Source organism: Microbacterium sp. ARD31, assembly GCF_031844425.1.
Map to the genome: position 1 here is coordinate 12,628 of NZ_JAUZVE010000065.1, position 22,783 is coordinate 35,410.

Below are 22,783 nucleotides of genomic sequence, written 5' to 3' on the forward strand. Positions count from 1 at the left end.
TATATCGACGGGGTGCCGGGTCGCTGACCCGGTCACCCGCCGGGGAGCAGCGTCGCTCCCGAGCTCACCATGTTGTGGTCGGACGCCTGGCCGACGCCCGTGACGGCATAGCCGTCGAACTCCACCCCGGTCGAGCCGAAGATCCAGTCGACCTGCATGCCGCTGGGGGGCGCACAGCCGCCTGCGCTGCTGCCGCCGGCCGCCGCGGAGAAGACGCCTCCGGCGGTGAACCGGCAGAAGATCTCCTCGCGCTCGTTGTAGTCGCCGGTCGCGATGACCGGGATGCCCTGCTCCTGGTGGAGGGCGGTCAGGTGGGAGATCTCGATGGAGGCCGCCTCGGAGCGCCACCGGGCGTTGTTGCCGAGGCGGGGGGTGTCGGCGGGGTTGTGGAAGTTGGCGAACCACGCCTGGCGGCCGGTGGAGGTCGACTCCAGCAGGACCACGGGCATCTCGATGCGGCTGCCGCCGGCGTACGGGATGGAGAGGGTGTGCGCGTCGACGAGCTGCCACATGCTCGAGCGCCAGGCGATGTTGAAGCGCACCGACTTGTCGCCCATCGCCAGGCCCGGGTAGAGGGAGTACTCCCCGGCCCGGGCGCTGAACATCGAGAACTGCGAGGCCTCCATCTCCTGGAAGCCGACCACGTCGACGGCGCTGCGGCGCAGCGCGGAGATCGCCATGTCCATCCGCGGGCTCGCGTCGGGGAAGCCGGGCTTGTTGCCGCCGGGACCCGTGTGCGAGTCACCGAGCAGGTTGAACGTCGCGACGCGGAACGAGAATGGGGCCGTACGCCGCTCGAGCTGCTGGTTGACCTGCTCGGCGAGCCGGCGCTGGGCCTGCTCGAACCGGCGCACCGAGCGCTCGAGGGCAGGCGAGGTGGTGGCGGAGGTGGGCTCGGCCGCCGGCGGCTCGGTGCCCCGCCCGGCCTTGCCTCCGCCGTCGGCGTCGTCGCCCGCGTCGGTCGCGTCTGCCTCGTCGGTCTCACCGCGGTCGAGGTCGTCGGTGTCGGCGTGCTCTCCGGCCTGGTCGCCGGAGCCGGTGGACTGGGAACCCAGTCCGATCGAGCCCTGCGGACCACCGGGCCCGGTGCCGAAGGAGAACCACAGCAGGCCCGCGAGGACGACCACCACCAGGCCCGGGACCAGCCACTCAGGGGGCGTCCGGAGCGCGCTCGGGAGCGCGGGGAGCTTCCTGCGGGTCACGGTCACCTTCTGGCTCAGGAGCCGACTGAGGCAGGCACGGCGCCATCCCCGCCCGAGGCTCGAGGCTTCAGCGTAACGGGAAGTGTCCTACCACGCCCAGCGAACGAGGAAGTCGGCAGGTGACGACGGTCTCGCGAGGTCAGGCCCCCGGGAGGCTGAGCGGGTCGAAGATCTGGAACCGCTGGTCGGTGTCCATCGTCGAGCCCGGGACCGGCGGCAGCCGCAGCACGCGGGTGACCAGGTTGGCCACGCCGCCGGTGCGGATCGGCTGGATCCCGGAGTAGTTGGGCTGGTCGCTCGACGGCGAGGACAGCGACGGGTTCAGGCCGTAGAGGTCGTCGTTGGCCGGCACGCCGGGACCGGTCACCCACATCGGCACCCGGTAGCCCTCGGGCCACGACTTGGCTCCCTTGCCGGACTTCTGGGCACCCGAGGTGCCGACGACGACGAGGAGCGTGGTGCCGTTCATCTCCGACTGGGACGCGATCCCGCGGCGGATCGAGGCGACCTTCTGGGAGACCTTGCGCACGGCGCGCTGGTAGGCGTCGCCGGTGTAGCCGCTGCGCTGGCCCTCCTTGTAGGCACCCGACAGCTCGACGACGCTCAGGTCGAAGGGACGGCGCGCGATCTTGGACTTCCACCACGCCACGGCCTTGGAGTCGTCGCGCAGCACGGTGGCCTTGTCGAACTTGGCCGTGCCGTCGTCGACGCCGTAGGGGTCCTTGCCCCCCGACTTCTTGTTCCAGCTCGTCCGCACGAGCTGCGCCTCGGGCCGGGCGGCCACGAAGCTGGTGCGGAGGGAGTTGTTGTGGGCGAGGTCGAAGATGCTGGAGACGTACTGCCCAGCAGCGCCGTGCACGGTGCCCGGCTTCTTGCCCTTGGCACCCACGCCGTGCCCACCGCCCTTCGGGAAGACCCGGCGACCCGTCAGCAGGGAGACCAGGTTGGCGTCGGGGCTGGTGCTCTCGACCACGGTGCGCGCGTTCATCGTCGAGGCGCCATTGGCGACCATGCGCTCGAGCTCGGCGGCCTTGGAGCCGAGGCCGCGGACGACCGTGGAGGTCAGGCCGGGCACCGCGACGACGACCACGTGCTGGGCCGTCACCGGCGCGGAGGCGGGGACGACCACGTTCGTCGTGTAGAGCGGGTGGTCGCTGGTCTTGGCGACGAAGTCGTTCCAGACCCGGGTGTAGCTGTTGAAGAAGACGTCCTTGGTGCCCATGATCCAGTCGATCGCTCCCCCGCCCGGCGGCGAGCAGGTGGTGCCTTCGACGTAGCCGCCGCTCGCGGACCAGAGGTTGGCGCCCGGCGCGACCGCGCAGTAGTACTCGTCGCGCTCGTTCTTGTCGCCGAAGGAGATGAACGGGGCGTCGGGGTAGGCGGTGCGCAGCTCGTTGGCGAGCGCGACCTCCATCGCGAAGCCGGCGTCGCGCCACTGCTGGGCGTTGCCACGGGTGTCCGCGGGGTTGTGGGTGTTGAAGAACCAGGCACGGCGGCCGGTGTCGAGGTTCTGGAGCAGCACGGCCGGCATCCGGCTCGGCGCGCCGGAGAAGTACGGGATCGGCAGGGTGCGGGCCTCGAGGAGCTGCCAGGTGTCGGTGCGCCAGCCGATGGAGTTCACCGACGGGGCCCCGGTGCTGGTGTCGAGGCCGGGGTAGGTCTGCCAGGAGGTGCCCATCAGCTCCTGGAAGCGCGCCGCCTGCGGCGGCTGGAACTCCTGGAACCCGACGACGTCGAGGTCGTGCTCGCCGAGCAGCGTCACCACGCGGTCCATCCGCACCACGCCGGAGTCCCAGCCCTTGCGGTTGCCGCCCGGGGCGGTGTGGTCGGCGCCGAGCACGTTGAAGGTGGCGGCGCGGAAGAACGTCGCGGGGGTGGTCTGCACGGCGGTCGACGCGGACGAGCGTGCCTGCTCGTCGGCGACCTGCTGCGCGGTGACCTCGTCGGCGACCGTGCGGACGGACGCGTGCGGACCGCTCGCGGTGCCGGCGAGGGTGCCGGCTGCCGCGACCGCGATCACGGCGGGCACCACCACACCGAGGGCTCGGAGGGAGAAGGACGTGGCGAACATGGCGTTGCTGGCCTCACAGTGTCGTCGGGGAAGTGGCGTCGCTCGAGGTGGCCGACCGAACCACCCGGCGCACGCGCCCGGCCCCCGATCGATGTGACAGGAGTGACTCCTGCGTTTGGAAGGGTAACATCCCGACCCGGTCTCGCCCCGGTTGTCGGGTGACGGCCGTGGCGACGTGCGCACGCTAACGTTGCGGCCGTGAGCACCACCCCGACCCGCGTCTTCGTGGCCAGGCTCGTCGGGCTGCCGATCTTCGACCCCCAGGGCGACCAGGTGGCCAAGGTGCGCGACCTCGTGGTCGCGCTCCGCACGGAGACGAGCCAGCCGCGGGTGCTCGGCATGGTCGCCGAGGTGTTCGGGCGGCGGCGGATCTTCGTGCCGATGACGCGGATCACCGCCATCGACAGCGGACAGGTCCACACGACGGGCCTGCTCAACATGCGCCGCTTCGAGCAGCGCTCGACCGAGACGCTCGTGATGGGCCAGATGCTCGACCGCACGGTGACCATCAAGGACTCCGCCAAGGAGGGCGGCGTCACCGGCGTCGTCTACGACGTCGCGATGGAGCAGGCGCGCAACCGCGACTGGGTGCTGTCGCGCGTCGCGGTGCAGGAGCCCAGCAAGGGCTTCCGCCGGCGGGGCCAGACCCACGTCGTCGAGTGGCGCGACGTCACCGGCCTGACGCGGCACGAGCCGACCCAGGGCGCCACGCACCTGATCGCCGCGCTCAACGACATGCGTCCCGCCGACGCGGCCAACATGATCCACGACCTCCCGCCCGAGCGCCGTACGGCGGTCGTCGCGGCCCTCGACGACGAGCGGCTGGCCGACGTCCTGGAGGAGCTGCCCGAGGAGGACCAGGTCGAGATCCTCGAGCACCTCGACTCCGAGCGTGCCGCCGACGTGCTGGAGGAGATGTCGGCCGACGACGCCGCCGACCTCATCGCGGACCTGAACCCCGAGACGGCGGCGACGCTGCTCGGGCTGATGGAGCCCGAGGAGGCCGAGGACGTGCGCCGGCTGATGTCGTACGACGACAACACGGCCGGGGCGATGATGACGCCCGAGCCGGTGATCCTCTCCCCCGACGCCACGATCGCCGACGCCCTCGCGCACGTGCGCAACCCCGAGCTGACCCCGGCGCTCGCGGCGCTGGTCTACGTGTGCCGCCAGCCGCTGGAGACGCCCACCGGCAAGCTGCTGGGCGCGGCGCACATCCAGCGGCTGCTGCGCGAGCCGCCGTCCACGCTGGTCGCGGCCGCGCTCGACGACTCGATGGACCCCCTGCGCCCGGACGCCTCGATGGACGAGGTCGCCGCCCACCTCGCGACCTACAACCTCGTCGCGGCGCCGGTCGTGGACGACGAGGGCCGCCTGCTCGGCGCCGTCACCGTCGACGACCTGCTCGACCACATGCTCCCCGAGGGCTGGCGCGACCGCGCGCCCCGCCCCGGACCGATCACCGGCCACTCCGGGGGTGCGCGATGAGCGAGAGCCGGCGCCCGCGCCTCGACACCCCGCGCGAGACCCGCCGCCACCTCGTGCGGCGCCCCGCGGTCGACGCCGACGCCTTCGGGGTCTTCGCCGAGTCGTTCGCTCGCTACATGGGCACCGCGAAGTTCCTGCTGTGGATGACCGGCTTCGTCGCTGCGTGGATCGCCTGGAACACCCTGGCCCCCGCCGACCTGCGCTTCGACGAGTTCCCCTTCATCTTCCTGACGCTGATGCTCAGCCTGCAGGCGTCGTACGCCGCTCCCCTCATCCTGCTCGCACAGAACCGCCAGGAGCAGCGCGACAAGGTGGTCGCGGAGCAGGACCGGCAGGCCAACGCCCGGGCCCACGCCGACATGGAGTTCCTCGCCCGCGAGGTGGCCTCGCTCCGCATGGCGGTCGGCGAGGTCGCCACCCGCGACTTCCTCCGCTCGGAGCTGCGCGGGCTGCTGGGCGACATCGAGGAGCTGTCGCGTCCCGAGGTCGCCAGCGACCACCAGCCGCCGCCCGACCAGGTTTCCCGGCCGGGGCCGTGACGCTGCGGGGCGGCTCGTAGACTCGACCATCATGAGCACCCCCACGCAGCAGCAGGTGATGGACGCCCTCGCGACCGTCAACGACCCGGAGATCAAGCGTCCGATCACGGACCTGGGGATGGTGGACTCCGTCGCGGTGGCCGAGGACGGCTCGGTCGCGGTCCACGTGCTGCTCACCGTGGCCGGCTGCCCGCTGAAGGACACCATCAACCGCGACGTCACCGCCGCGGTCACCGCCGTGCCCGGCGTGGCGTCGGTCGACCTCACCCTCGGCGTGATGACCGCCGAGCAGCGCGCCGGCCTCAAGGAGGTCCTCTCCGACGGCCGCGCCCAGCGCGAGATCCCCTTCGCCCAGCCCGGGTCGCTGACCAAGGTCTACGCGATCGCCAGCGGCAAGGGCGGCGTCGGCAAGTCGTCAGTGACGGTCAACCTCGCCCTCGCCCTCGCCGGCCAGGGCCTCAAGGTCGGCATCGTCGACGCCGACATCTACGGGCACTCCGTGCCCGCCATGCTGGGCGTCGCCGACACCCGGCCCACCCAGGTCGACGACCTGATCATGCCCGTCCCGACCCCGAGCGGCGTCTCGGTGATCTCCATCGGCATGCTCAAGCCCCGCCGCGACCAGGTCGTGGCGTGGCGCGGCCCGATGCTCGACCGGGCCCTGGTCCAGATGCTCGCCGACGTCTACTGGGGCGACCTCGACGCCCTGCTGCTCGACCTGCCCCCCGGCACCGGCGACGTCGCCATCTCGCTGGGCCAGCACCTCCCCAGCGCCGAGGTCGTCGTGGTGACGACCCCGCAGGAGGCGGCCGCCGAGGTGGCCGAGCGCGCGGGCACGATGGCCTCGATGATGCACCAGCGCGTGGTCGGCGTCGTGGAGAACATGAGCTACCTCCCCTGCCCCCACTGCCCGCCCGAGGACGACCACCGGCTCGAGGTCTTCGGCACGGGCGGCGGCGACCGGGTCGCGGCCACCCTGTCCGAGCGCTTCGGCTACGACGTCCCGGTACTGGCACGCATCCCCCTCGACGTCTCCCTCCGCGAGGGCGGCGACGTCGGCAAGCCGATCGTCGAGGCCGACCCCACGGCCCCGGCCGCCCGCGAGCTCGCGCAGGTCGCCGAGCGGCTGTCCGGTCGTGGCCGCGGCCTGGCTGGCATGCAGCTCGGACTCACGCCCTCCAACAGGTTCTGACCTGTAGGTTCGGGGCATGTTCGACGTCGGGCTGCTGGAGCTGGCCGTGATCGCCCTCGTGGCGGTCGTCGTCCTCGGTCCCGACAAGCTCCCGGACCTCGCGCGCCAGGCTGCCCAGCTGCTGCACCGGGCGCGCACGCTCGCGCACAGCGCGCGCGACGAGCTGCGCACCGAGCTCGGTCCGGAGTACGCCGACCTGCAGCTGCGCGACCTCGACCCCCGCACGATCGTGCGCAAGCACATCAGCGAGGCCATGGCCGACTTCGACCGCGAGCAGGCCGCGAGCCGCGCGAACACGCTGGCGGCGGGCGAGGTCCCGCCGTACGACGTCGAGGCGACCTGACGCGCTAGTCCTCGCGTCGTTGCACGGCCACGAGCGCGGCGTAGGGCACCAGGAGGCGCTCGCCGCGGGCACCGCGAGCCTCCAGGAAGTCGGCGCCGACCCGGTGGACGTGGGCCTCGTGCCGGGTGCCGTCGACGAGGTGGACCTGGCACCGCGCGTCGGCATCGGCCAGCCTGCGCAGGGCTGAGCGCAGGCCGAGCCGGTCGACGGCCGACCACGCCACCTCGGGCACCGAGCGGCCGCTCGCGCCGTGGACGGCGGTGACCGACCGGAGCGGGACGATCCAGTCCTGGCCGCTGCCACTGAGGAGGCACCACCCGTCGCCGACCCGGTCCAGGCGGCCGTCGACGCGGCCGACGTGCGGGAGGTCGAGGGCGACCTGCCTGCCCTGCGACGCCATCAGCCGGCTGGCGAGCGTGACCGAGGCGTACTCCGCCCGGGCGCGGTCGGCGAGCTCCGCCTCGCGGTCTGCCTCCCACGCCGCAGCCGCCTGCCCCTCGAGGTCGTCGAACAGCGCGAACAGCTCGTGCTCCCAGGACATGGGCGCGAGCCTAGCCAGCCCTGCGGTGACGGCGCAGGCCTGTGGAAGATCCGTTGACACCCCGATCAAACCTTCGTTGAATGAAGCAAACGCAAGCAAACGAAGGGTTTGAGTCGTGTCTCGGGCGATTCACACAATTCTCCGGCCCGTCGCGGTCTGGGCAGCGGTCTCGGCCGCGGCGGCGCTCGGTGCCGTCGCCGTGCCGGGCGCGTGGCGCGCGACGGGGCCCCGCGCCGACGTTGCGGACCTGCTGGTGGCCGTCTGTGCGACCGCGCTGGCCGGGTCCCTGTGCTGGCTCTGGGTCGTCACCACCGCCACGGTCGCGGCACTCCTGGCCGGGCACCGCCCGTCGTGGCGCGAGGGCGCGACCCGGCGCCTCGTGCTGGTCGCCTGCGGCGCGGCCGTCGTCGCCGGCCCGGCACTCCCGGCCCACGCCGCCGGCGGGGAGGGGGCCGACCTGCTGGCGGGCCTCCCCCTCCCGGACCGCGCCACGGCACCGACCGCCCGCCGGGAGCCGCGGCCCGCGACCCCCGCGCGGGAGGCGCCGGGCGCCTACGTCGTGCAGCCGGGCGACTCCCTGTGGTCGATCGCCCGGGCACACCCCGCACGCGACCTGACGGTCGACGAGCGCTGGCGCGCGATCTGGCGCGCCAACCACGACGTGGTCGGCGACGACCCCGACCTGATCCTGCCCGGGCAGGCGCTGCGCCTGCCCGCCGACCCCACCCCACCGACGGACGGAGACCGATGATGAGCACCAGCGACGCCGACCAGTCCTCCCGCGCCGAGGTGATCGCCCTCCGGGTGACCGGGCCGGCGCCGATGGCCAGCGTCCAGGGCGCGCTCGCGCTCGACCTCACCCCGCGCACGGCGCCACCGCGCCCCCGCCTGCGCAGCGCGCACGCCAACGACCTCGTGGCCGTCGAGCTCGTCGCGCGAGGCCGGGTGGACGCCTTCGTCGGGCGCTACCTCCAGGCGGTCGTCGAGATCGCCGTCGGTGACCGGCCGGTCTCGCAGGTGCTGCGCCACAGCGTCCCCGAGGTGTACGACGACCTGACGGAGCGCGCCCGGACCGTCACCGCGGCGGCCGGGCTCACGCCGGGCCGGGCCCGGGGCGGCAACCCGGCGCGACCGGTCGTGGTCGGCGTGCGCACCGCGTTGATCCGCCCCGACGCCGTCGAGGCGAGCGCGCACGTGCGCTACGGCAGGCGCTCACGCGCGGTCGCCGCACGCTTCGAGGTCGTGCGGGACCGCTGGCAGTGCGTGGCGCTCACCTGGGGGTGAGCCGGCTGCCTCAGCCGATGACCGCGCGGCCGGTGGCGCCACCCGGTGCGCCGTGGCAGCGCTTGAACTTCTGCCCCGACCCGCAGGGGCACAGCGCGTTGCGGCCGACGCCGGCGAACGGGTCGTCGCTCGCCGCCTGCTCGGCGTGCACCTCGGCCTCGCCGTCCTCGCTCGGGGCGCTGTAGGAGAGGTTCTGCGGGCGCGACGGCTTTTCCAGGCCCTTGGCCCGGATCTGCGGCGCGTGCGCCTGCGCCTGGGCGAAGTCGATCTGCGGCGTCGCGGCGGAGACCTGCGGCGCGGCGACCCCGACCTGCTCGGGCGCGGCGTCGGCACCGGCGTCCGCCTCGTCCTCGACCTCCACCTGGAGGTTGAAGAGGAAGCCGACGGACTCCTCCTTGATGCCGTCCATCATCGCGGCGAACATGTCGAAGCCCTCGCGCTGGTACTCGACCAGCGGGTCGCGCTGGGAGTAGGCGCGGAGGTAAATGCCCTCGCGGAGGTAGTCCATCTCGTAGAGGTGCTCGCGCCACTTGCGGTCGAGCACCGAGAGCACGACGCGGCGCTCCAGCTCGCGCTGGACCTCCTCGCCCATCTCGTCCTCACGACGGTCGTAGGCCTCCTGCGCGTCCTTTTGGATCTCCTCGACCAGGGTCTCGCGGCTCAGCCCCTCGAGGCCGCCGGCCTGCTTGACCAGGCCCTCCTTGGTGAGCCCGATCGGGTAGAGCTGGCCGAGCGCGGTGAACAGGCCGTCGAGGTCCCACTCCTCCGCGTAGCCCTCGGTCGCGCCGCGGACGTAGCCGGACACGACGTCGTCGATGAAGCCGCGGATCTGCTCGCCCAGGTCGGCGCCCTCGAGCACCCGGCGGCGCTCGGCGTAGATGACCTCGCGCTGGCGGCTCATCACGTCGTCGTACTTGAGGACGTTCTTGCGGGACTCGAAGTTCTGGGACTCGATGTTGGCCTGGGCGCCGGCGATCGCGTTGCTCACGCGCTTGGCGTCGATCGGCACGTCGTCGGGCACCTTGAGCACGGTGAGGATGCGGTCGACCCACTCGGACTTGAACAGGCGCATCATCTCGTCCTGCAGCGAGAGGTAGAACCGGGACTCGCCCGGGTCGCCCTGGCGGCCGGAACGACCGCGCAGCTGGTTGTCGATGCGGCGCGACTCGTGGCGCTCGGTGCCGACGACGTAGAGGCCGCCGAGCTCCTTGACCTCGTCGTGCTCGGCCGCGACCTGCGCCTTGATCCGCTCGACCATCGCGGGCCAGGCGGCGTCGTACTCCTCCGGGCTCTCGACCGGGTCCAGGCCCTGCTTGCGCAGCTCCTGGTCGGCGAGGAAGTCCACCGAGCCCCCGAGCATGATGTCGGTGCCTCGACCGGCCATGTTGGTGGCGACGGTGACCGCGCCCTTGTGGCCGGCCAGGGCGACGACCTTGGCCTCGTCGGCGTGCTGCTTGGCGTTGAGGACCGTGTGCGGGATGCCGCGCTTCTTGAGCAGGTTGGAGAGGTACTCGGACTTCTCGACCGACACGGTGCCGATCAGGATCGGCTGGCCCTTCTCGTGGCGCTCGGCGATGTCGTCGGCGACGGCGGCGTACTTGGCCTCCTCGGTGCGGTAGACCAGGTCCACGTTGTCGATGCGCTGCATCGGCTTGTTCGTGGGGATCGGGACCACGCCGAGTTTGTAGATCTTGTCGAACTCCGACGCCTCGGTCATGGCCGTGCCGGTCATGCCGGAGAGCTTGGAGTAGAGGCGGAAGTAGTTCTGCAGGGTGATCGTGGCGAGGGTCTGGTACTCCTCGCGGACGGTCACGCCCTCCTTGGCCTCGATGGCCTGGTGCAGGCCGTCGTTGTAGCGGCGGCCGGCGAGGATGCGGCCGGTGTGCTCGTCGACGATGAGCACCTCGCCGTCCATGACGACGTACTCCTTGTCGTTGCGGAACAGCTCCTTGGCCTTGATGGAGTTGTTGAGGAAGGAGATCAGCGGGGTGTTGACCGAGTCGTAGAGGTTGTCGATGCCGAGGTGGTCCTCGACCTTGGTGATGCCGGGCTCGAGGACGGAGATGGTGCGCTTCTTCTCGTCGACCTCGTAGTCGGTGTCCTTGACCATCGAGCGCGCCACCTTGGCGAACTCGGCGTACCACTTGACCTCGTCCTGGGTCGGGCCGCTGATGATCAGCGGGGTGCGCGCCTCGTCGATGAGGATCGAGTCGACCTCGTCGACGATGGCGAAGTTGTGGCCGCGCTGCACGCACTCGGCGACCGAGTCGGCCATGTTGTCGCGGAGGTAGTCGAAGCCGAGCTCGTTGTTGGTGCCGTAGGTGATGTCGCAGGCGTAGGCCTCGCGGCGCTCGGCGGGACGCATCGACGGCAGGATCACGCCGGTCGTCAGGCCGAGGAAGTGGTGGACGCGGCCCATCATCTCGGACTGGTACTTGGCGAGGTAGTCGTTGACGGTGACGACGTGGACGCCCTTGCCCTCGAGGGCGTTGAGGTAGGACGGGAGCACCGCGACCAGGGTCTTGCCCTCACCGGTCTTCATCTCGGCGATGTTGCCGAGGTGGAGCGCGGCGGCGCCCATCACCTGCACGTCGAAGGGGCGCATGCCGAGCACGCGGTTGCTCGCCTCGCGGACGACCGCGAAGGCCTCCGGCATGATGTCGTCGAGGGTCTCGCCGTTGCTCAGGCGCTCGCGGAACTCGGCGGTCATGCCGCGGAGCTCGTCGTCGCTCATCTTGACGAAGTCGTCCTCGATGGCGTTGACGGCCTTGGAGATGGCTTCGAGCTCACGGAGGATCTTGCCCTCGCCGATGCGGAGCAGCTTGTCGATGATGGCAGGCACGAGTGGTAACTGTACCTACCGGGCCAACGGGGCACCCAATGCGTGCGCCAGCGGTCCGGAGAGGTCTCCGCGTTGTCCGACCACCACGTCGTCCAGGCCGAGCCAGCCGGCCAGGCGACGCAGCTCGGCCGCCAGCTCCTCGGCGGTCCCGGCGGGCGCGTGGGCCTCCGCGAACGCGCCCGGGACCAGGAGCACCCCGGCGGCGCGGTCGGCCTTGAGGTCGACGCGTGCCACCAGCCGGTCACCGAGCAGGAAGGGCAGGACGTAGTAGCCGTGGAGGCGCTTCTCGGCGGGCACGTAGATCTCGATGCGGTAGAAGAAGTCGAACAGCGCCTCGAGGCGGTCGCGCTCCCACACGACCGGGTCGAACGGGCTCAGCAGCGTGCGGGCCGTGACCTTGCGCGGCAGCCGGGCGTCGCGGTGCAGCCACACCGGCCGCCTCCACCCCTGGACCGTGGCCGGGACCAGCTCACCCTCCTCGACCAGCTGGTCGATGGCGACCCGGGCGCTGGCCTTGCCCGGTGCCGGCTGCAGGCGCAGCCGGTAGTAGTCGGCCAGGCAGCCGGCGCTCGCGACGCCGTGCGAGCGCGCGGCCCGGCGGACCAGCTCGGTGACCGCCTCCTGGGGCGTGGGGGTCGGGGCGTCGAGCACCGCGGGCGGCAGCACCCGCTCGGTGAGGTCGTAGAGGACCTCGAACTGGCTGGTGCGCCCGGCGATGGCGACGTCGCCGACGAGGAAGAGGTAGTCGAGGACCTTGCGCGCCTCGGACCAGTTCCAGCCCCAGTGCTCCTTCGTGCGGGGACCGGTGCTGAACTCCTCCTCCAGGTGGCGGGCGGTGACCGGGCCGCGGTCGCGCACCGCGTCGAGCACCCGCGGCTCGAGGGTGGGGTCGGCCGTGAAGCCCCACTTGCCGCGCTCGGAGCGGTAGTGGTCCATGCGGTGGCGCATCAGCGGCCACAGGTCGACCGGCATGAGCGCCTGCACGTGCGCCCAGTACTCGACGACCCGGCGGGGCCGGCGCTCGGCCGCACGCCGCAGGAGGTCGACGTCGTAGGGGCCCATGCGGGAGTAGAGCGGCATGTAGTGGGCGCGCTGCAGGACGTTGACCGAGTCGACCTGCAGCACCCCGGTGCGGGCGACGGTGCGGTCGAAGGTCCTCATCGACGGCGTCGCGTGGGGCCGGTCGGTGAAGCCCTGGGCGGCGAGCGCGATGCGGCGCGCCTGGAGCTGGGTGAGCTGCTCGGTCACGGGTGGCACTCAACCAGAGCGGACCGACAGCCGGCGGTACGGCTAGGGCAGGTCGAGCAGCTTCTCGCGCATGGCGTACATGACGGCCTCCATGCGGGAGTGCAGCTGGAGCTTCTCCAGGATGTTGCGGACGTGGTTCTTCACGGTGTTCTCGGAGATGAACAGCTCCTTGGCGACCTCGCGGTTGTTGAGGCCCTTGGCCACCAGGCGAAGGACCTCGAGCTCGCGGTCGGTCAGCCGCAGCGCCGGGCCCTGCTCGCGCTCGGGCTTCGACATCTGCTTGAACTCGTCGATGAGCTTGACCGCCATCGAGGGGCTGATCAGCGACTGGCCCTCGTTGACCACGCGGATCGCCTGCGCGACCTCCTCGATCGAGGAGTCCTTGAGGAGGTAGCCCGAGGCGCCGTTCTTGACCGACTCGTAGAGGTCGGCCTCCTCGTCGGAGACGGTGAGCATGATGATCTTGGCGGCCGGGACCGCCTCCTTGATCGCGCGGCACGCCTCGACGCCCGTGCGGCGCGGCATGCGGACGTCGAGCAGGATGACGTCGGGAGCGGTCTTCACGGCGAGGTCGGTGGCGGTGACGCCGTCGGCGGCCTCGCCCACCACCTCGATGTCGGTGTCGCCGCCGAGCAGCATGATCAAGCCGCGGCGGAAGAGCTCCTGGTCGTCGACCACCAGGACGCGGACGGGTTCGCTGCTGTGTGCCTCGGTCACGCGCGCATCATGTCATGCGCGCGTGACCTGCGTCGCTGCACACCATTCGTGGGGGTGAGGCGTTCAGTCGACGTCGAGGGAGATCACGCCGTAGTCGTAGCCGCGGCGGCGGTAGACCACGGACGGGCGCTCGCTCTCCTTGTCGACGAACAGGTAGAAGTCGTGGCCCACGAGCTCCATCTCGTAGAGGGCCGTGTCGAGGGTCATCGGGCTGGCGGCGTGGGACTTCTCGCGGACCACGAGCGGGCCGTCGCCGGTGACGGTGATCGGGCCGACCTTGCGCTCGATGACGTCGTCCTCGTCACCGGAGTCGTCGACCTGCGGCATCCCGGCGAGTGCCTCGCCGACACCCACGTGCGCGTTGCGGCCCTTGTGGACCCGGCGGCGGTCGGCCGCGCGGCGCATCTGCGCCTGCATCTTGTCCAGGGCGAGGTCGAGCGCGCCCATCTTGTCCTCGGCTGCCGCCTCGGCGCGGATCACCGGTCCCTTGGAGAACGCGGTGAGCTCCACCTTGACCGACCGGTCGTGCTGGCGGGGGTTCTTCTCCAGCTCCACCTCCACCTGTACCCGCATGATCCGGTGATCGTGCTTCTCCAGACGGGTGAGCTTCTCCGAGACATGTTCGCGGAAGCGATCAGACACCTCGCAGTGCCGTCCCGTGACCACAACCTCCATGTGAACCTCCTCAACCAGTGAGCGGCCGCACCCTTCCATGGGCCGCGGCGCCGTGCGCCGGGGCAGGGTGGGATGGAGTCCGCCCGGCCGACCTGGTCTTCGACCCCACAACCGCCTGCTGAAGCGTTCGCAACTTCTCCGTCACTACTGGCCTTCTCCCGGCGTCCGGCACATCTGGTGCCGGGACCGAGGCAGGACTTACTTCTAAGCCGCACCGTGATCGTCCGGCGGGCGCCGCGTGGAACGCAGTGCCCGTGGACTTACGTGGACCGTTTCGCCTGCGACTGGCATCGGCTTGCCACGGGGCGGACCGAGCGCCGCACCTGACGGTGTCGCGCGCACCCCTCTCCGTGACGCAACCACGGACCCGGGCGGACTCCATGACAAGACGCTAGCCCCTCGGCGGCTCCGAACCAACAGCGGGGTCACCTGTCGGTCGACCTGCGTCGGGTGGCCGCGACGGCCGCGACCGCCACGGGCGGCAGGCCCACCGCCTGGAGCGCTCGCTGAGCCTCGCGGGCGGTCGCGCCGGTGGTCACGACGTCGTCGCAGACCACGACGTACGCCTCCCGGTGGCGGCGTGCCAGCCGCCCCAGCAGCGGCGTCGGGCAGTGCATCGACAGGTGCACGTTGGCGGCCCGGCCGCGGGCGTCGAGCCCTGCCTGGTCAACCGCCCCGCGTGACACGACGAGCGGAGCCACCACCACCTCGCGCGTACGACGCACGCGAGCCGCAGCGGCCCGGACCAGCGCCGTCGTCGCCTCGTAGCCGCGCTGGCGCCCGGCGCCGGGGCGGGAGGGCACCGGCACGAGCAGGACCGGCAGCCGCGGGTCGAGCGAGGCCACTGCGGCGAGGACCGACACCGCCAGCAGCTCGCCCAGCACGCGACGGTGACCCCACTGGCCCCGGTCCTTGTGGCCGACCACGAGGGCGCGCACCGCCCCGTCGTAGGACTCGGTCGCCCACGGCGTGACGAGGCCGGCGGGCGTCGGGGTCGGCCACGCCGGCGCGGCCCGGTCCGAGAGCCCCGACCGGCACGGCGGGCACAGCATCCGGCCCGGTCGGTCGCAGCCGACGCACCGGCTGCCGAGGAACAGGTCCAGGGCCTCGTCGAGCACGGTGTCATCGCAGCAGCCCGTGCCCGTGCCGGACAACCGGCATCGGGTGGCTGTGGAGGACCCCGGGGCGCGGTCAGCCGGAGTAGGTGAGCGAGGACAGCCCGCGCGGCAGGTCCGGCACGGAACGCTCCGGGCGGGTGAGGTCGACGACGGTGCGGCCTGCGACGCCGTAGACCTCGCTGAGGTCGACGGGAGACGAGACGAGCCGGCGGATGCGCTCGCGGAGCCGGATCGTGCCTCCCCCGGAGATCTCGCCGGGCGCACCGTCGACCGACAGCGTGCGCACCTGGGAGAAGTCGTCCGCGATGCTCAGCACCGAGACCGTCGTGGGCGAGCGCCAGCCGATGTCGCGGACCCGCGGGCCGTCCTCGGGCGGCAGCCGCAGCGTCTGCACCGGCGTGAAGCCGACGACACCGCCCGACTCGTCGTGGCGGACCCGGGTCGCCACCACCCGGTCCTTCTCGTCACCGCGCACGACCGCGACGAGGCGGCTGCCGTCGCGCGACACCAGCAGCTTGCTCACCGGGCGGCCGCTGATGCCGGGCACGTCCTCCACGCGGGCGATGCCGTCGACCACGAGGACGACGCGGGCACGACCCGCGCCCCGGTCGAGGACCCAGATGCGGTCGCGGTAGTCCCAGGCGGGCGGCGCGAGGTCCACGGCACCGCCGACCACGCCGGTGCTCTCGCCGTCGGGGGCCTCGGTGGGGGCGACGTACAGCTCCGACCCCGTGCCCGACACGGCGGCGACGCGGGCCCCGTCGAGGCTGAGCCCGATCGCCCGGATGCCGAGGTCCTGGCGGCCGAAGGGGCCGAGGGTCTCCTGGAAGGAGCCGATCGCACCGGCCACCACGCGGCCCCGGTCGAGGGCGAACAGGTCGCTCGTCGCCCGGGCGCCGTTGGGGTCGTAGCCGCTGCCGACGCCCAGGTTGACGAGCGAGGAGCCGTCCTGGAAGGAGATCGCCTGCCCGCCGATGCTCAGCTGCACGGCGTTGACGCGCTCGTCCTGCTTGAGCGTCCACACCAGCTGCGCCAGCATCCGGTCGGCGGTGTCCTGGTCGACCGCGTCGGGGTCGCCCGACAGCGCCACCTCGGCGATGCCACCGCTGGTGATCGGGACGGACAGCCCGCGGGCGCCTGGCGGGAAGTAGCTGCGGACGATGTCGGCGTCGTCCTCCGCCGGCGCCATGAGGAGGCCCCGCACGAGCGCGGAGGCGAACTGGTCGCCGCGCGGCACGAACACCGGCTCGGGCACCAGCACCTCGGAGGTGGGGTCGAAGAAGTACAAGGAGACGCGTTCGTACCAGTCGTCGAACCACGAGTCGGGCACGATCAGCGCGTCCGGCACCTCGTCGATGCGCCACTCGCCGTCCTCCTCGACCAGCCCGAGGCCCAGCGCGCGGGAGGCCTGGGTGCGCTCCCACGCGCCACGCGCGTCGTACAGGTTGACGTCGGTCATCGGGATGCGGACGGTCGTGCCGCTCGACGCCGTGCCGAGCTCGGAGTAGGTGATGATCTGCTGCTCGGGCTTCCAGTCGTCGGCCGCGTCGCCGGACAGGAACTGGCGCGCCACGGTCGTCGAGACCGGCGTGGCGCGCATCGCCTCCAGGAAGCCGGCGACGATCTCCTCCGCGCTCGCCCCCGACTGCGGGGGGCGGGGGTCGAAGGCGAAGCCGGGGAGCTCGTCCACGTCGGCGGACGCCTTGGGCTCCACGACGGGACCCTCGCTGGGCATCTGCACGCAGCCCGCGAGCAGCGTGCAGGCAGCGGCGGCGGCGAGCGCGCGCGTCGTACGCAGGGGGTTCACGCGGTCTCCCGGGCGTCGGCGGGAACGAGCGGGAGCGGCGAGTGGCGCAGCTGGGTGCCGAGGTGGCGCGGCAGCGTGAGCCGGAACTGGGCACCCTCGCCGGGGCGACCCCAGGCCTGCAGCCAGCCGCCGTGCAGGTGGGTGTCCTCCAGCGAGATCGACAGCCCCAGCCCGGTGCCACCACTGGTCCTGGCCCGAGCCGGGTCGGCGCGCCAGAACCGGTTGAACACCATCGCCGACTCCCCCGGGCCCAGGCCCACGCCGTGGTCGCGCACGGCGATCGCGGCGGACTGTCGGTCGGCGTCGACGAAGATCTCCACGTCGCGGGTCTCCGCGTGGTCGATCGCGTTGGTGACCAGGTTGCGCACGATGCGCTCGACGCGGCGTACGTCGGCCTCCGCGACGCAGGGCACGCCCGGGTCGTGCACGACCACCCGGGTCGAGCGCTGCGCGGCCAGGGCGGACGTCATGTCGGCCACCCGGTGCGCGACGTCGACGAGATTGACGTCCTCGGTCTCCAGCACGGCGGCGCCCGCGTCGAAGCGGCTGATCTCGAGCAGGTCGGCGAGCAGGGTCTCGAAGCGGTCGAGCTCCTTCTGGAGCAGCTCCGCGGCGCGGCCGGTGACGGGGTCGAGGAACGGCTTGGCGTCGTGGATCACGTCGCTGGCCATCCGCACCGTGGTGATCGGGGTGCGCAGCTCGTGGGAGACGTCTGAGACGAACCGGCGCTGCAGCCGGCTCAGCTCCTCGAGCTGGCGGATCTGCTTCTGGAGGTTGGAGGCCATCTGGTTGAACGACGTGGCGAGCCGGGCGAGGTCGTCCTCGCCGGTCACCCGCATCCGCTCCTGGAGCTGGCCGGCCGCGAGCCGCTCGGCGACGCGCCGGGCCATCCGGATCGGGGTCACCACCTGACGGGTGACCAGCCAGGTCAGGCCGGCGACGAGGAGCAGCAGGGGCACGCCGGCGACCAGCATCGCGCGCGACACCAGGGCGAGGGTCTCGCCCTGCTCGTCGAGGGAGTAGAGGTAGTAGAGCGTGTAGGTGTTGCCGTCGGCCGGGAGCCGCACCTGGCTGCCGACGACGATGCCCGGCCCCTCGGGCAGGCCCTGGACGTCGCGGATGGTCTTGATGTCGGTGTAGGTCCAGGCGGTCGGCGAGGGCTCGTCGAAGGTGGCCTCGAGCTTCTCCGGGACGCTCGCGAGGTCGAGGCCCTGGGTGAACTTCGCGCCGCCGTCGGCCAGGCGGCTGCCCTCGCCGATCGGCGGCGAGAGGATGACGGCGAAGCCGCGGGTGGACCCGCGGTTGATGATCGGCTCGACGAGGTCCTGCTGCTGGCGCGACTCGTCGACGTCGACGCCCAGCGTCGCCGCCAGCGCCTCACGAGCGGCCTGGGTCTCGCTCTCGGCCTCCTGCACCACCGCCTGCACCCGGTGCTCGAGCAGTCCGTCGCGCGTCTGCTGGATGAGGAACCAGCCGACGACGCCGACGACGGCCGCGGAGAGCAGCACCGTGCTCACCACGACGCGCGCCTGGACGGACCGGCGCCAGAAGGCCGGCCCGTGGCGCAGGCTCGGGGGCAGCCGCTCGAACAGGCTCAACGCGCCCGTCCTAGGACTTGCCGGCCTTGTAGCCCACCCCGCGCACCGTCACCACGACCTCCGGGTTCTCCGGGTCGTGCTCCACCTTGGAGCGCAGGCGCTGGACGTGCACGTTGACCAGGCGGGTGTCCGCGCTGTGGCGGTAGCCCCAGACCTGCTCGAGCAGCACCTCGCGGGTGAAGACCTGCCAGGGCTTGCGCGCGAGGCACACGAGCAGGTCGAACTCGAGCGGCGTCAGGTTGATCGGGTCGCCGTTGCGGGTCACCGAGTGCCCGGCCACGTCGATGCTGACGTCGCCGATGGTGAGGCCCTCGTCGGGCGCGACGTCGTTGCGCCGCACGCGCGCGCGGATGCGGGCGATGAGCTCCTTGGGCTTGAAGGGCTTGACGATGTAGTCGTCGGCCCCGGACTCGAGGCCGACGACGACGTCGACGGTGTCACCCTTCGCGGTGAGCATCACGATCGGGACGCCCGACTCGGCGCGGATCTCCTTGCACACGTCGATGCCGTCCTTGCCGGGCAGCATCAGGTCGAGGAGGACCAGGTCGGGCTTGTAGTCCCGGAACGCATCGAGGGCCACGTCGCCGCGGCCCACGATGCGGCTGTCGAACCCCTCCTGGCGGAGGACGATGGAGAGCATCTCCGCCAGGGAGGCGTCGTCGTCGACGACGAGCACGCTGCCGCGAGCGGGCTCGACAAGATCAGTCATGGCGCCAGTCTAGGTGGGGCGGCCGACCGATCCGGGGTGATCAGTAGCGGTAGTGGTCGGCCTTGTAGGGACCCTCGACCGGCACGCCGAGGTAGGCGGCCTGCTCCTTGGTCAGCTCGGTCAGCTCGACGCCGAGGGCGTCGAGGTGCAGCCGGGCGACCTCCTCGTCGAGGTGCTTGGGCAGCACGTGGACGCCCAGCTCGTAGTCGTCGGCCTTGGAGTAGAGCTCGATCTGCGCCAGCACCTGGTTGGTGAAGGAGTTGGACATCACGAACGACGGGTGGCCGGTGGCGTTGCCCAGGTTGAGCAGGCGGCCCTCGGACAGCACGATGATCTTCTTGCCGTCCTCGAAGATCCACTGGTGGACCTGCGGCTTGATCTCGTCCTTGACGATGCCGGGGATCCTCGACAGGCCGGCCATGTCGATCTCGTTGTCGAAGTGGCCGATGTTCCCGACGATCGCCTGGTGCTTCATCTTGTGGAAGTGCTCGACCGTGATGATGTTGAAGTTGCCGGTCGTGGTGATGAAGATGTCGGCGGTCTCGACGACCGACTCGAGGCGACGCACCTCGTAGCCGTCCATCGCGGCCTGCAGCGCGCAGATCGGGTCGATCTCGGTGACGATGACGCGGGCGCCCTGTCCGCGCAGGGACTCCGCGGAGCCCTTGCCGACGTCGCCGTAGCCGCACACGACCGCGACCTTGCCGCCGATCATCACGTCGGTGGCGCGGTTGATGCCGTCGACGAGCGAGTGGCGGCAGCCGTACTTGTTGTCGAACTTCGACTTGGTGACCGAGTCGTTGACGTTGATCGCCGGGAAGAGGAGGGTGCCCTCCTTGAAGCGCTCGTAGAGGCGCAGCACGCCGGTGGTGGTCTCCTCGGAGACGCCCTTGACGAGCGGGGCGCGCCGGGTCCAGCGCTGCGGGTCGGCCTCGAGCGAGCGGGCCAGGACGCGCAGCACCTCCTTGAACTCCTCGTTGTCGGTGGAGTCCTGGGACGGCACGGCGCCGGCCTTCTCGTACTCGACGCCGAGGTGCAGCAGCATCGTGATGTCGCCGCCGTCGTCGAGCAGCATGTTGGGGCCGCCCGGCTCGCCGTTCTCGCCGGGGAAGTCGAAGACCTTCTCCGCCTCGTCCCAGTACTCGGCGAGGGTCTCGCCCTTCCAGGCGAAGACCGGGATGCCCTGCGGGTCCTCGGGCGTGCCGTTCGGGCCGACGACGACCGCAGCGGCCGCGTGGTCCTGGGTGGAGAAGATGTTGCAGGTGGCCCAGCGGATGTCCGCGCCGAGGGCCGCGAGGGTCTCGATGAGCACGGCGGTCTGGATCGTCATGTGCAGCGAGCCGGCGATGCGGGCGCCCGCGAGGGGCTGGTCCTTGCCGTAGCGCTCGCGCATGGCCATCAGGCCCGGCATCTCGTGCTCGGCGAGCTCGATCTCCTTGCGGCCGTAGGCGGCGAGGCTGAGGTCAGCGACGTTGAAGTCCATGGTGTCTCCCGGATTCTGAGCAGTGCGTCTGCGCCGCACATCTGTGCATCGTCGGGATCTCCCGCGCGGACCAGAAGAGAGTAGGACCGTCCTCAGCGATTCGGGGAATCCTCGGCGCCGCCGTCCGCGGGCTGCTCGACGGGCCCGTCGCGGTGTCCCTCGGCGCCCTCGCCGCCCTGCTCGCCGACGTGCTCGTCACCGTGCCCGCCACCGTGCTCGTCACCGTGGTGCGCACCCACGCCGACGGCGCGCAGCGCGTACAGGACGACGAAGCCGACGACGAGCCCGACCAGCGCGGAGACGACCGTGTTGAGCAGCCACCCGACGAGCCCGCCGAGCGCCCCGCCGATGGCGTGGTGCACGTCCTCCTCCCAGTGGTGGAGCAGGTCGTACGGCGCGTGCAGCGCGTCGCCGACGGCCGTGCCCTCGAGGAGGCCGTCGTGCCCGCCGATCTCGTAGAGGCTGACGAGGAAGATGTGGCCGCCGACCCAGAGCATGGCGAGCGTGCCGATGAACGAGATCGCCGCCAGCAGCCGCGGCATCGCGCTGACCAGCGCGAGGCCGACGCGCTGGGAGCCCTTCGACGGCTTCTCGGCGAGGTGCAGGCCGACGTCGTCCATCTTCACGATCAGCGCGACGACGCCGTAGACCAGCACGGTGATCAGGACCGCCACGACGGCCAGCACGATGGCGCGCATCCAGATGCTCGCGTCGGCGTCGGAGCTCACGACCTCCTTGAGCGCGATGACCATGATCTCGGCGCTGAGGATGAAGTCGGTGCGCACCGCCTGGGAGATGGTGCGCTTCTCGTGCTCGGGGGTGATCTCACCGTGCGGGAGGATGTCCTCCTCCGCCTCCGTCGCGTGCCCGGTGAGGCGCTCGTGGACCTTGTGGGCGCCCTCGTAGGCGAGGAAGCCGCCACCGAAGATCAAGATCACGGGCAGCAGCCACGGCAGGAACTGCCCGAGCAGCACGGCCGCTGGGAGGATGAAGAGCAGCTTGTTGCGCAGCGAGCCGATGGCGATCTTCTTGATGATCGGCAGCTCGCGCGCGGCGGCGGAACCGTGGAGGTACTGCGGGGTGACCGCGGTGTCGTCCACGACCACGCCGGCAGCCTTGGCGCTGGCCCGCGCCGCGGCGGCACCCACGTCGTCCACGCTGGCTGCTGCGATCCGCGCGAGCGCGGCGACGTCGTCGAGGAGGGCGAACAGTCCGCCGGCCATGGTGATCCTTCAGGTCGTGGGTCGGGACCGGACCAGCCTATCGACGCCTGCCGCGGCGTTCCCCTGCCGCGGGGGCCCGGAGCCTGACAGACTCCCGCCCATGTACGGGGGCACGGTGCGGCGTGGACGCACATGGGTGGGCCTGGCGCTCGTCGCCGCGCTCGGCGCGGGGTGTGCGTCCGGATCCGTCGAGCCGGTCACCACCGACGCATGGGTCGACGGTGGACTGCCGGAGTACTGCGGCGGCGTGGACGGTCGGGACGCGGAGTTCTGGGACGTGGTGCACACGTCGTGCGAGATCGCGCAGGACGGGGACGTGCAGCAGGCTGTGGCACTGCGCGACCTGCTCGCCGAGCTCTCCTCCGAGGACGTCGCCGACTTCCGGCGGACGTTCAAGCGGCTCGACAAGGGCCTCGAGCCCGTCATGCCGGTCGCCGACGACATCTGCGCCCCGGGCATGGGTCTCGACGACGGGGGCAGCGACTACCGGAGCTGGCTCATCGCGCACGGGAAGGCGACGTACGACGCGCTGCTCGCCGACCCCGAGAGGCTGCGCGACTTCCCGCACGCGGAGCTGGGGTGCGGCCTCGGCGAGCCCTACCGGCAGGCCGCCTCCGGCCAGTTCATCGACGACGCCGGGCTGGAGGCGGTCGGCAGCGGGCTGCCGGTCGCCGAGCGCTGACCTCAGCCGACCACCGTGCGC

The 22,783-nt window shown here is 71.7% G+C and carries 20 protein-coding genes; 7 read left to right on the forward strand and 13 right to left on the reverse strand.

Going from position 1 to position 22,783, the window contains the following annotated elements; genetic code table 11:
* Positions 1-32: 32 nt before the first annotated feature.
* Together Q9S36_RS46710 and Q9S36_RS46715 are read right to left on the reverse strand one after the other, a co-directional pair.
* On the reverse strand, positions 33-1,202 hold the full coding sequence (locus tag Q9S36_RS46710) for an endonuclease/exonuclease/phosphatase family protein (protein WP_311291561.1): 1,170 nt from the start codon (positions 1,200-1,202) through the stop codon (positions 33-35).
* Between the two features lie 139 nt (positions 1,203-1,341).
* The gene (locus tag Q9S36_RS46715; protein WP_311291562.1) at positions 1,342-3,273 is read right to left on the reverse strand and encodes an endonuclease/exonuclease/phosphatase family protein; all 1,932 of its coding nucleotides are present in this window, start codon (positions 3,271-3,273) and stop codon (positions 1,342-1,344) included.
* A 198-nt stretch (positions 3,274-3,471) separates the two neighbouring features.
* Between Q9S36_RS46715 and Q9S36_RS46720 the strand changes: the two genes are divergently transcribed.
* The 4 genes from Q9S36_RS46720 to Q9S36_RS46735 are packed head-to-tail and all read left to right on the forward strand — an operon-like array spanning position 3,472 to position 6,835.
* Complete coding sequence (locus Q9S36_RS46720; RefSeq protein WP_311291563.1) at positions 3,472-4,761, forward strand: magnesium transporter MgtE N-terminal domain-containing protein; 1,290 nt, start codon at positions 3,472-3,474, stop codon at positions 4,759-4,761.
* The gene (locus Q9S36_RS46725) at positions 4,758-5,300 is read left to right on the forward strand and encodes a DUF1003 domain-containing protein (protein WP_311291564.1); all 543 of its coding nucleotides are present in this window, start codon (positions 4,758-4,760) and stop codon (positions 5,298-5,300) included. The genes Q9S36_RS46720 and Q9S36_RS46725 overlap by 4 nt, the downstream gene beginning before the upstream one ends.
* Before the next feature lie 31 nt (positions 5,301-5,331).
* Positions 5,332-6,492, forward strand: a complete 1,161-nt coding sequence (locus Q9S36_RS46730; RefSeq protein WP_311291565.1) for an Mrp/NBP35 family ATP-binding protein — start codon at positions 5,332-5,334, stop codon at positions 6,490-6,492.
* Positions 6,493-6,508: 16 nt separating this feature from the next.
* Positions 6,509-6,835, forward strand: coding sequence for a sec-independent translocase (locus Q9S36_RS46735; protein WP_311291566.1), 327 nt, complete (start codon positions 6,509-6,511; stop codon positions 6,833-6,835).
* A 4-nt stretch (positions 6,836-6,839) separates the two neighbouring features.
* Here Q9S36_RS46735 and Q9S36_RS46740 read toward each other — a convergent pair whose 3' ends face one another.
* Positions 6,840-7,376, reverse strand: coding sequence for a hypothetical protein (locus tag Q9S36_RS46740; protein ID WP_311291567.1), 537 nt, complete (start codon positions 7,374-7,376; stop codon positions 6,840-6,842).
* A 115-nt stretch (positions 7,377-7,491) separates the two neighbouring features.
* On the opposite strand from Q9S36_RS46740, the gene Q9S36_RS46745 reads away from it, so the two are divergent.
* Entirely contained in the window at positions 7,492-8,127 is a 636-nt protein-coding gene (locus Q9S36_RS46745; RefSeq protein ID WP_311291568.1) for a LysM domain-containing protein, read from the forward strand.
* Positions 8,127-8,660 carry an Rv3235 family protein gene (locus Q9S36_RS46750; RefSeq protein ID WP_311291569.1) on the forward strand — a complete coding sequence of 178 codons (534 nt, stop codon included), beginning with the start codon at positions 8,127-8,129 and terminating at the stop codon, positions 8,658-8,660. The genes Q9S36_RS46745 and Q9S36_RS46750 overlap by 1 nt, the downstream gene beginning before the upstream one ends.
* Before the next feature lie 10 nt (positions 8,661-8,670).
* On the opposite strand, the gene secA is transcribed toward Q9S36_RS46750, so the two are convergent.
* The 10 genes from secA to Q9S36_RS46800 all read right to left on the reverse strand — a co-directional run bounded on the left by secA (position 8,671) and on the right by Q9S36_RS46800 (position 22,080).
* Positions 8,671-11,502, reverse strand: coding sequence for a preprotein translocase subunit SecA (secA, locus tag Q9S36_RS46755; protein WP_311291570.1), 2,832 nt, complete (start codon positions 11,500-11,502; stop codon positions 8,671-8,673).
* Positions 11,503-11,517: 15 nt separating this feature from the next.
* Entirely contained in the window at positions 11,518-12,750 is a 1,233-nt protein-coding gene (locus Q9S36_RS46760) for a DNA glycosylase AlkZ-like family protein (protein ID WP_311291571.1), read from the reverse strand.
* Between the two features lie 42 nt (positions 12,751-12,792).
* On the reverse strand, positions 12,793-13,467 hold the full coding sequence (locus Q9S36_RS46765) for a response regulator transcription factor (protein WP_311291572.1): 675 nt from the start codon (positions 13,465-13,467) through the stop codon (positions 12,793-12,795).
* A 63-nt stretch (positions 13,468-13,530) separates the two neighbouring features.
* Positions 13,531-14,142, reverse strand: coding sequence for a ribosome hibernation-promoting factor, HPF/YfiA family (hpf, locus tag Q9S36_RS46770; RefSeq protein ID WP_311291573.1), 612 nt, complete (start codon positions 14,140-14,142; stop codon positions 13,531-13,533).
* Positions 14,143-14,567: 425 nt separating this feature from the next.
* Entirely contained in the window at positions 14,568-15,260 is a 693-nt protein-coding gene (locus Q9S36_RS46775) for a hypothetical protein (RefSeq protein ID WP_311291574.1), read from the reverse strand.
* Between the two features lie 73 nt (positions 15,261-15,333).
* Positions 15,334-17,067, reverse strand: coding sequence for an LpqB family beta-propeller domain-containing protein (locus tag Q9S36_RS46780; RefSeq protein ID WP_311291575.1), 1,734 nt, complete (start codon positions 17,065-17,067; stop codon positions 15,334-15,336).
* Positions 17,064-18,665 carry an MtrAB system histidine kinase MtrB gene (gene mtrB, locus Q9S36_RS46785; RefSeq protein ID WP_311291576.1) on the reverse strand — a complete coding sequence of 534 codons (1,602 nt, stop codon included), beginning with the start codon at positions 18,663-18,665 and terminating at the stop codon, positions 17,064-17,066. Before mtrB ends, Q9S36_RS46780 begins: the two co-directional genes overlap by 4 nt.
* 10 nt (positions 18,666-18,675) lie before the next feature.
* A complete protein-coding gene (gene mtrA / locus Q9S36_RS46790) occupies positions 18,676-19,374 on the reverse strand; it encodes an MtrAB system response regulator MtrA (protein ID WP_311291577.1) in 699 nt (232 codons plus the stop codon).
* Between the two features lie 40 nt (positions 19,375-19,414).
* Positions 19,415-20,857 (reverse strand): adenosylhomocysteinase, encoded by a 1,443-nt coding sequence (gene ahcY, locus Q9S36_RS46795; protein WP_311291578.1) that lies wholly within the window; start codon positions 20,855-20,857, stop codon positions 19,415-19,417.
* 92 nt (positions 20,858-20,949) lie between these two features.
* Positions 20,950-22,080 carry a DUF808 domain-containing protein gene (locus tag Q9S36_RS46800; protein WP_311291579.1) on the reverse strand — a complete coding sequence of 377 codons (1,131 nt, stop codon included), beginning with the start codon at positions 22,078-22,080 and terminating at the stop codon, positions 20,950-20,952.
* A 100-nt stretch (positions 22,081-22,180) separates the two neighbouring features.
* Between Q9S36_RS46800 and Q9S36_RS46805 the strand changes: the two genes are divergently transcribed.
* Positions 22,181-22,762, forward strand: a complete 582-nt coding sequence (locus Q9S36_RS46805; RefSeq protein WP_311291580.1) for a DUF4240 domain-containing protein — start codon at positions 22,181-22,183, stop codon at positions 22,760-22,762.
* Positions 22,763-22,783: the final 21 nt, after the last annotated feature.